This is a genomic window from Mesorhizobium sp. M7A.F.Ca.US.006.04.2.1 (genome assembly GCF_004022915.1).
GTDB lineage: Bacteria > Pseudomonadota > Alphaproteobacteria > Rhizobiales > Rhizobiaceae > Mesorhizobium > Mesorhizobium ciceri.
Map to the genome: position 1 here is coordinate 1 of NZ_RZQA01001453.1, position 809 is coordinate 809.

Here is an 809-nt window from a genome sequence, read left to right on the forward strand (position 1 = left end):
CAGCTGAAGCGGCTGGGCATCGAGGTGGTCGCCGATCGCCCCGGTGTCGGCGAGAACCTGACCGATCATCCGCATATAGCCGTCGGTGCGCATTTCAAGAAATCTGCGCGGCTCAAGCCCGGTCAGCGGCGCCACATCTTTCTGGGTGTCAGATACTCCTCGAACCATGCCGGCTGCCATCCGGGCGACATGCTGCTGATGCCGGTCAACCGTGCCGGCTGGCATCCGCTCGGCAAGGCGATGGGCGCGCTCAATGTCTGCGTCAACAAATCCTATTCGCGCGGCACCGTTATGTTGAAGTCCGCTGTGCAGACCGATGAACCGATCGTCGATCTGAACTTTGCCTCCGACGGCCGCGACCTGATGCGCCTGGTCGATGGCTTCAGGCGCATCTGCAAGATCATGCAGTCGCCCGATGTCCAGCAGCACGTCAACACCTGGTTCCTGGCCGGCTACAGTGACGAGGCGCGCGCGCTCAGCGTCCGCAAGCCATCGAACTGGGTCAAGACCGCGACCGCGGCCTACCTCTTCGACTACGCGCCGTTCTTTCGCGAGACCTTGCTCAAGCGCAAGTTCGGCACCACCGACCGTATCCAGGCGATGCTCGGCAACGAAGAGCTGATCGCCGATTGGGTCAAGCAATCCGTCTGGTCGGGCTGGCATGTCTCGGGCACCTGCAAGATGGGCGCCGACAGCGATCCGCTGGCGGTGCTCGACGCCGAATGCCGCGTCCGCGGTGTGCAGGGCCTGCGCGTCGTCGACGCCTCTATCATGCCGACGATCGTCGCCGCCAACACCAACATCACCAC

1 protein-coding gene is annotated in these 809 nt (G+C 63.5%); it reads left to right on the forward strand.

Annotation, left to right across the window (positions count from 1 at the left end):
* Window positions 1-809 (forward strand): GMC oxidoreductase (locus tag EN925_RS37995; protein WP_245487470.1); only part of this gene is annotated, 809 nt, incomplete at both ends.